The following is a 7892-nucleotide window of genomic DNA, read 5'->3' on the forward strand; positions in this document are numbered from 1 at the left end:
TTCACGCAGACTGAAATCGAATTGCTTGAGCGCGTCGTCAACGATACGCCCCGCAACGCACAGGCACCGCCGCTCTTGCGCAACGTTATCAGGCTCGCGCAGCTCGGGGGCCACCTTGCGCGTGCCAATGATCCTCCGCCAGGGAATACCGTCATGTGGCGCGGAATGCGACGTTTAACCGACATCCGGTTTGGCTATGAACTCGCGCTAAAAAGAAGTGGGTAATTGCAAGGTTGCCTAGACGCTTACCTACACACCAACCATCGGCCATGCGGCTCGCGGTCGCGCCCAGCAAAGCGCAAATCCTCGCGCATGCGAACGATACCGCAGCGCGGGAGTTTCACGGATTTGCCAACACCTGAACCGCGTGGCTCGCCTTGTCTGCAGGGCCGTTGCCCGTGCAGAACGAATCGCGGATTCCCTTGCGCTTGAAGCGCGGATAGCCCGGCTTCTGGCCGAGCTTCACGCCCCGGAAAAAGTGGTCGAACGCGAGCCAAACATTCCTGATTACGACCGGTGGAGCGCACTTCGTTACCTCTGCCATCCACGGGAATCCGACGGCCTTGATGGCGTTCAGTTGCTTGCGGAGCGCGGCCTCGTTCGGCTTGCCATCCTCCTTGTGCTGGCGCGTCCATTCCGCCAGCGCCCAGTTGTAGGCGAAGCGAGCCACGCCGCATGCACGAGCGAAATACCTTACCTGCTCTGCGGTCGGGTCCAGGCGGACTTTGTGAACGCGAACAATCACCTGGCGGCTCCTTCAGCGCGTCGGAAGCTTCGTGTTCTTTTTGCTGGGCGAGCCGTACAGGCGTGCAGAAAAGACCGTGATGAATTCGGGCACATCCTCGCGAGTTCTCCCTCGAAGGACGGCTGTCCGCCCTTGTGGATGGACACCGCAACGCCGGGCATCTGCGCTGCTTCACCAATCTTGACCAATCGTTTTCCATAAGGACGAGTTAGAGCAAATTTCGGCAGATAATTGAACTCAGTTGCTCGCCCGTGCGATGACCGACATTCCAATGGGAACACCACCGACCGGCCCGCCGCGATGTGAGCCCGTACCTGAGCACGATCAGGCATTCGTCGGCGACAGCTGCGAGCAGCGTGAGCTGCCTCTCGTTTGCGAGATCGAGTCAATTGCGACGCATCCCATATCGCGACCATCCAACCGCGATGCTCGTATATCTAGGCAAAGACATGATTCCCGTCGCTGGCCTTTGCCGCGGTTTAAAGGTGCATGCGCCCTCTGGACGCGATATGCGCGCCGAATCAGTGTCCGGCGCCGGATCGTCGCTACCAAGCCCAGCGCGCCCCAACGTTTCCAGTGACGATGCGCTGGTGTTCCGAGCCGAGATTCGTACTGACGCTGACCGTCGCAAAGGCGCTTCCATGCTTCGTCAGCTTTGCCACCATGCCCGCGTCCACCTGCCCAGTCGTCTGGCCAACCGACGTGCTGATCGGCGTGACGCCGCCAAAAGTCGCTTTATCACTGCCCCCGAACGAACGCAAAAGGCTGAACCGCAGATAAGGCTGCCAAAACACGTGCACCGCCTCATAGACGCCGGCTAGGCGCACACCGAGACGACCGACCATAGTATTGCCGTTGCTGAAGGTGACATTGGAAATTCCGTCGTTCAGATCCCTGATCGTCTGGTGTTGCCAGATGAATTGAGCTTGTGGCTCGAGCGTCAGCGAGCGCCCCACCGCAAACGGCACACCTCCTTCGACTGAACCGGTCACCGCCTTCCCGTGCGTCGTCGAGCTGATTCCGTCGCGCGACGACGAATCGATCTCCAGCGCGCTCCCCAATACCACCGCATCGCTATACCATCCGCCCGGTCCGATATGAGTCCAATAGCCGCCAACACTATATGCGCTAACGCCGAGATGGCCGACCTCGGTATCCGGCACGCCGACTGCATAGCCTCTGACATCTCCTGTGGCGCGTCCAAAACCAAGCAACAGACCATAGTGGTTACGGTGACCACTCGGCGTCGTACTCGCGTAGAGGTCCTGACCAATCTGTGTTCCCGTCATGGAGCCAGAAAACCGGGGGACGACGTCACCGTCTTGCGACAATGTGCTGTGTCCGCCCCATACACGTCCCCACGCCGCCGGCAAAGGGCCGGTCTCGCCAAGCAGAGATTGCTCGCCCTGGCGCAGGTGGAAACTATCGATCTGCATCATCCCGAGCTGCCGGGCGACGGAAGGAAGCTCTGCGTAAAGGGCGACCTCAGGGCGGAAGAGCGTAACCGGGGCCGAATCTGTGACAGGAAGTGCGGGTGTGCCCGGCGCGGCGGTTGTGCCACCGCCGTTCGGATCTGCGAGCACGGTATTGCGCAGGTAGAAGTTCTCCGACGTGCCTGGCGTCACGCCGCCCTTGGCGAGATAGTATTCGTAGGCACCCGCTTTCACAGTTCCGCCTGCGAGTGAGAACGCGCCAGCATCGGTGGTCGCACCGTTCGTCGCGGCGACGACCTCAATCCCGTTGGACGCAACCAGCGCGCCCTGCCCCCCAACGTTCCTTACCTTCAACGTGGTCGCACCTGTTGCCCTGCCACCGTTCACGACCAGCTTGTCCGATGCAGCGCTGTCTCCCGCGAGAACGGTATTCAGTGCAATGACCCCGTCGTTTCCGATGTACCTGTTAACGACGAGTGAATTGCCGGCGTTCTGGCCACCACCAATCTGCACAAGGTTCGCATTCGTCAAGGTGCCATTGATAGTGAAGTTACCGTGCGCGCCACCTGCAAATTGCACCAACGCGTCGGCGACCGCGACGGTGCCCTTGTTGGTCACGTCACCGTTGACGGTACCGTAGCCGCCGAGCGTTGCGCCAGCTGCAACGCTCGCGCCAGCAGTGATTGATGCGGTGGTCGCCGATGCATCGCCGATCCCGAGCGCGCCCGCGCTCACCGTCGTGCCGCCCAACCAGCTGTTCACCCCATTAAGCACCAGCGTCCCTGCCCCTACTTTGGTTAATGCACCGGTACCGGTGATGTTCTGCGTTATCGCGGACACGAAAGCCTGTGTGTCAATTGTACCGCCACCCGCCGCAATTGAGATCGCGCGGGTGCCGGCCGGGTTGAAGCTGTTGCCAAGCTGTAGCGTGCCGCCATCGAAGGTCACGCCTCCGGCCGCACCGCCAAGTGCGTTATCAGCAGCTACCGACAGCACACCCTGTTTTAGCATCGTGCCGCCGGTATAGGTATTGCCGGTCGCCGAGCCTGGCGAGAGCGTCAACGTGCCGAGCCCGCCCTTCTCCACGACGCCAGTTCCACTTATCAGCCCACCATACGTGCCGTCCGCGTCCTGCTGAAATTGCATCAGTCCGTTGTTGGTCACCGTCCACGGAAGGCTGTGCGAACTCGCCTGCAACGCGGCATGCGCGTCGACGGTCACGCTGCCGGTATGTTGCGCACTGCGGCCATTTAGCACCAGCGTACCCTGTTGCACTTCGGCGGTGAGCGAGCCAACGAGCGAGCCACCTATCGTCAAGGTGCCCGCACCTGTCTTGAACAACGCACCTGTGCCCCTCAGGTCTTGCGCAATCGTCGACTGGAAGCCTTGTGTATCAATCGTGCCGCCGCCAGCGGCAACCAATAGCGCTCGCGTACTCGCTAAGTCAAAGCTGCTGCCGAGTTGGAGCGTGCCGCCATTAAACGTCACGCCGCCTGTTTTCCCGCCGAGCGCGCTATCCGCGGACACGGAAAGCACGCCCTGCGTCAGCACAGTTCCGCCGGTGTACGTGTTGCCGCCCAGAAGTACAAGTTTGCCGGTACCGTCCTTCTCTACTGAGCCTGTACCGCTGACGACCCCCGCATAACTTCCATCGCTGGCCTGTGCGAATTTCACTGAACCGTTATCGGTAATCGCCTGCGGCAAACTTCGTGACGTCCCCTGAAGTATCCCTTCCTGGTCGACGAGCATCGTACCGGTGTACTCCGAGTTGTCGCCTGTGAGCACAAGCGTTCCCTGTCGCACCTCGGCCGAACTGACTCCCATCGTGCGGATAGAGTCACCAATCGTCCAGATGCCACTGTCCTGCTTCTGTAGCGTCTGGAAGTTCGTGACGTTAGCTAACATGCCCGTTCCGGCGCCGTTCAGCGTCAATATATTGTTGCCACCACCACCATCGATGCTTCCGCTTACCGACGAGCCGGTGTAAAGACGCAAAGCATCGTTGCCGCCGGCAAAATCTAGACTCCCGATGACACGCCCCCGATTGGTGAAATCGACGGCGCCATTGCCAGATGCTCCCATTACGCTTCCGGGCGCCTCGATCAACCCGGTCGCATTGTTAATAACGGTATTTGAACCAGTTGTGTTCTCGAACCAGATTGCAGCACTGTTAACGCCCTGGATCGTCCCGTTGTTAACAATGGCATTGCCCGTGCCCAGCGGATTGACGGCTTCCGCAATGCTTTCGGTTCCGCCCGAAATAACGGCCGCGCCCTGCTCTACCGTCAACGTACTATTGTTGCGGAACTCGATCGTATTCGCCCCTGTGCCGTAGGTGCCGTCATTGACCCGGGCGCTGTTTGTCACTTGCGCGCCCGACTGAACGACGATAGTGGCATTGTCCGAAAGCGCAATCGCCGTCGCATCGCCCATCGCGACCCGGGCGTTCGCGCCTACCGTCACTGTCGACCCTGAAGCGGTGCCTGGCCCAGCTCCGATCGTACGGGACCATGGCGACGGAACGCTCGTATCGCACGTCGTCGAATTATTTACCGTTGTGCAATTGGCGAACGATAATGAAGGAATGGTCGCAATATACGCCAATGCGGCCAGCCAGCCCGCGCTTGGCTTCATAACAGAGCAGCGCTCGCGTAATAAAGTCCGACGGTTGGTTATTCTGCTAATCATGCATTTCACCTTTTAGGATTTGTTAGTTATACTTTTTAAATTATTCGCGCGTAAACCCTGATTACAGGATTCAGCTAGCGGCCGATGATTCCGTAGCCGAGAAAATGCGTTGGCGCCTGCGACGCCGCTCCGTTAAACGGTTGGCGTTTTAGCGTGTCGCTGGCCCCGGATTGTTCCGTCCCGGCAAGCCCAGCAATCTCCCCCTTACTTTCGTAAAATTTATGAAATAAGTACAGCGCGTTGCAGCGATTCATGAGGAATCGCGAAGAGTATAAGCAGCCTCCACGCGTAAATTTCCCTTTGGTTTTACACTTTACTTTTCTGGCACCCTGCAGAATGGGCTTTCGGTTCCTTGGCCCTAATCCCGGCAGGCGCTTGCGAAATGCGTCGAATAACTGCGGTGCCGTTCACGCGCTGCACGCGGACCCACCATCCCTGCGCGCCCGCCGCTAGAATGGCCGAGCGTCCGATGTACGTGAGCCATCGCCAAGCCGCAATGCGCGCCTTCGTCGCCGATCACGGAGATCACCATCGCGTACCGCAGCTTCCTGTGTTGCCCCGCACCAGCGCTGAATCGGGGCGCGCCGCAGCAACCGCGTCGCAGCAACAGATCAGACTCCGATTTTTCTGCTACGCGCGCCGGGCGCGGCGCCATGCAAGCCATGCCAGCGTGACGCATCTGAGTGAGTGCACCGAGCAATTCGTCCGCAAGCAAAATGCACCGCACGGACCCTCAAATGGACTCTCCGCGGCTATCCGCTCCAAGACAGCGCGATCGAGTGTCCGACATGCCGGCGCTACCCGCCAAACCTTTTTTCTTCAGAACGGCAGCGTCAACTGCGCAGCCTGCTCAGCCACGAGCAGATCATCACGCATACCCATGGGCGCACCTCCTGGTCAAAATTCCCGATGACGAGGGGTTCACGGGCGGTGTCGCGGCTGACGGAGCGCGCTCGCACCTGCTTTGGTGCGCCCTTTTTTAGCCGTAGTGCAGGTTGAGAATCTCTGCCGGTACCGGCACGCTCAACGAGATGGCCCGGGGTGGTTTTTACGCTGCTGCGGCCGTACTTGCAGCTCGACAATTACTAAAATCTATGTACGGGATGTTGTACTGTGTTCTGGACGTGTCCTGTGACGACTTCCGCATTCCGACGGTTGAATAAAAGTAACGACACGCCCCCTCCCGTTCGTCAACATCACAATCTTTGACATATCGTCGTCTCGCAAGGGCTAAAGTAGGTCACATGGTTCAAGAGACACGCGAACAGACCTCTTTAGGTAAGCAAACTGATCGTGAAATGCGATTTCGTCGTCATTTTCGACGCGGCTACAACCTTTCGCACCCTTGCGAACCCTACAACTGATGATCCGGGTCGATTCAATGGTCTACGAATCTCAACATCATTACGGAGAACTGGTGGTGCGGTCCCTCGAAGCTTATCCGGCATCCTGGCCTGCAACTGGTGTGTCGAGTAAAGTTACTTTCCATACCATTAAATTGCGAGTTTTCGCTTCCCTCTGGACTATCCGCACCGACAGATCCGAACTGCTTTGACATCAGATAGTTACAGATTGACTGCTCTCAACGGGTGAGAGTCATGACGTGCTTGATGTGCCCGACGGTGTGCAAGCTGACGCCACGGCACGAAAACCGGGCCATGCCACGCTGCCGCGATTCATCCTTCGGCACTGTGTCGCATTGTCAATATTAATGTTACTTTATTTAGGATAACTTATGCATTTCCTTCACCATGGCATAACTGTACAACCCTCGGTTTCAACGATGGGGCACACTTTCATCGCGCGTGTAGTCCTTCAGAAAGAGGATGGCGAAACCACTTCGTTAGGTGATCTGGGGCAGTTCGCGAACCGCGAGTCCGCCTTTGCATTTGCCGTGCGCTGCGGCACAGCTTTTGTGGAAGGTGAGCCGCTGCCGCAGCCTCCCTGCCGATTGACCCGGCGCCGGCATTGATACGCGCGGCGGCGACGCACTATCCGCGCAGTCCCAATCCGGGCAATACGGACGCTCAAACGAGCGTCCCGCTAACGAAGGGCCGGCACTCGGAGACGAGCGCGCCGTCACCCTGATTGGGTTAACGGGCAGGGCCTGGTCAGTATCAATTTCGGATGTGACTCTTTTCACTCGTGGTGTATTTTTTGCACCGGCCATACCTGCACCGCTACTGAACGTATTCCTATTTAACACCAGCTGATGGCTGCTGTTCGCTTCCTATCGATACGTCTCAAAACGCGTCGTGGAGCGTCGCCATTCCATTTGGCGGACTCAGATCTTGTAGCGTCTACTTCGTCTTTGAAAAACGAGTATGGATGAATCAGAACACGGTTTGCCGCTTACGGCAGCATCGCAATTGACGTAACACGGCTCGGCGAAGGGATTTGCCCCTCGGATTTGTGATCGGAGACGCGGTATCCGCTGCGTACCTGCGCAGAGGCTGGACGCGGGTCGTTAGGGTGTGGATTTCGCCATGTGATCTCCGGCAATTCGCCCGCGGCCTCCAGGAACAGCATATTTTCCGCAGGTCTTACCATATTATGCTGGGACTGCGATATATATTTTACATTTAGAGAATGAAAGGGACTTCCCCGTCCCGAGGCTGCGGCGGAAGCCGCGAGTCAGCATCGACGTGCCATGATGAGGTTGCGAACGTTCATCAACACCAGCGAGAGGGGAAGTCCATGTCTATTGTCACTATCGGAATCGATCTTGCCAAGAATGTTTTCGCCATTCATGGTGTAGATGAAGCAGGTAAAGCGATGCTGATCAAGCCGCGTGTACCGCGCGATCAGCTGGTGGCATTGATCGCGCAGTTGCCAGCGTGCCTCATCGGGATGGAGGCATGCTCCGGCGCACATCACTGGGCCCGCGTGTTCCAGCAGCACGGGCATACGGTCAGGCTCATGGCGCCCAGTCTTGTCGCGCCTTACCGCATGTCGGGCAAGCGCGGCAAGAACGACGCGGCCGATGCTGCTGCGATCTGCGAAGCGGTGACACGCCCGAGCATGCG

Annotated in this window: 4 protein-coding genes and 2 pseudogenes; 2 read left to right on the top strand and 4 right to left on the bottom strand. The window is 58.5% G+C overall.

What is annotated here, in order from left to right; translation table 11 throughout:
• Nucleotides 1-225 (top strand): annotated as a pseudogene (locus HV796_RS43615) (IS4 family transposase); the annotation flags it as partial.
• A 115-nt stretch (nucleotides 226-340) separates the two neighbouring features.
• Here HV796_RS43615 and HV796_RS39165 read toward each other — a convergent pair.
• From HV796_RS39165 to HV796_RS39175, 4 genes and pseudogenes are all read right to left on the bottom strand, one after another.
• On the bottom strand, nucleotides 341-745 hold the full coding sequence (locus tag HV796_RS39165; protein WP_217478169.1) for an RNA-guided endonuclease InsQ/TnpB family protein: 405 nt from the start codon (nucleotides 743-745) through the stop codon (nucleotides 341-343).
• Between the two features lie 12 nt (nucleotides 746-757).
• A pseudogene (locus tag HV796_RS44845) lies at nucleotides 758-861 on the bottom strand (IS607 family transposase); the annotation flags it as partial.
• A 429-nt stretch (nucleotides 862-1290) separates the two neighbouring features.
• Nucleotides 1291-4866, bottom strand: coding sequence for an autotransporter outer membrane beta-barrel domain-containing protein (locus HV796_RS39170; RefSeq protein WP_246356326.1), 3576 nt, complete (start codon nucleotides 4864-4866; stop codon nucleotides 1291-1293).
• Between the two features lie 74 nt (nucleotides 4867-4940).
• Nucleotides 4941-5120 carry a hypothetical protein gene (locus HV796_RS39175; RefSeq protein WP_175233142.1) on the bottom strand — a complete coding sequence of 60 codons (180 nt, stop codon included), beginning with the start codon at nucleotides 5118-5120 and terminating at the stop codon, nucleotides 4941-4943.
• 2443 nt (nucleotides 5121-7563) lie between these two features.
• Here HV796_RS39175 and HV796_RS39180 point away from each other — a divergent pair.
• On the top strand, nucleotides 7564-7892 hold a 329-nt coding region (locus tag HV796_RS39180; protein WP_175233143.1), incomplete at its 3' end, for an IS110 family transposase.

It is taken from the genome of Paraburkholderia humisilvae (assembly GCF_902859855.1).
In the GTDB taxonomy this organism is placed as follows: Bacteria; Pseudomonadota; Gammaproteobacteria; order Burkholderiales; family Burkholderiaceae; genus Paraburkholderia; species Paraburkholderia humisilvae.

What these genes read in the sequence shown, in the direction of transcription:
- HV796_RS39170 (WP_246356326.1), bottom strand. Translation starts at nt 4,866, where the DNA reads ATGATTAGCAGAATAACCAACCGTCGGACTTTATTACGCGAGCGCTGC.
- HV796_RS39175 (WP_175233142.1), bottom strand. Translation starts at nt 5,120, where the DNA reads ATGAATCGCTGCAACGCGCTGTACTTATTTCATAAATTTTACGAAAGT.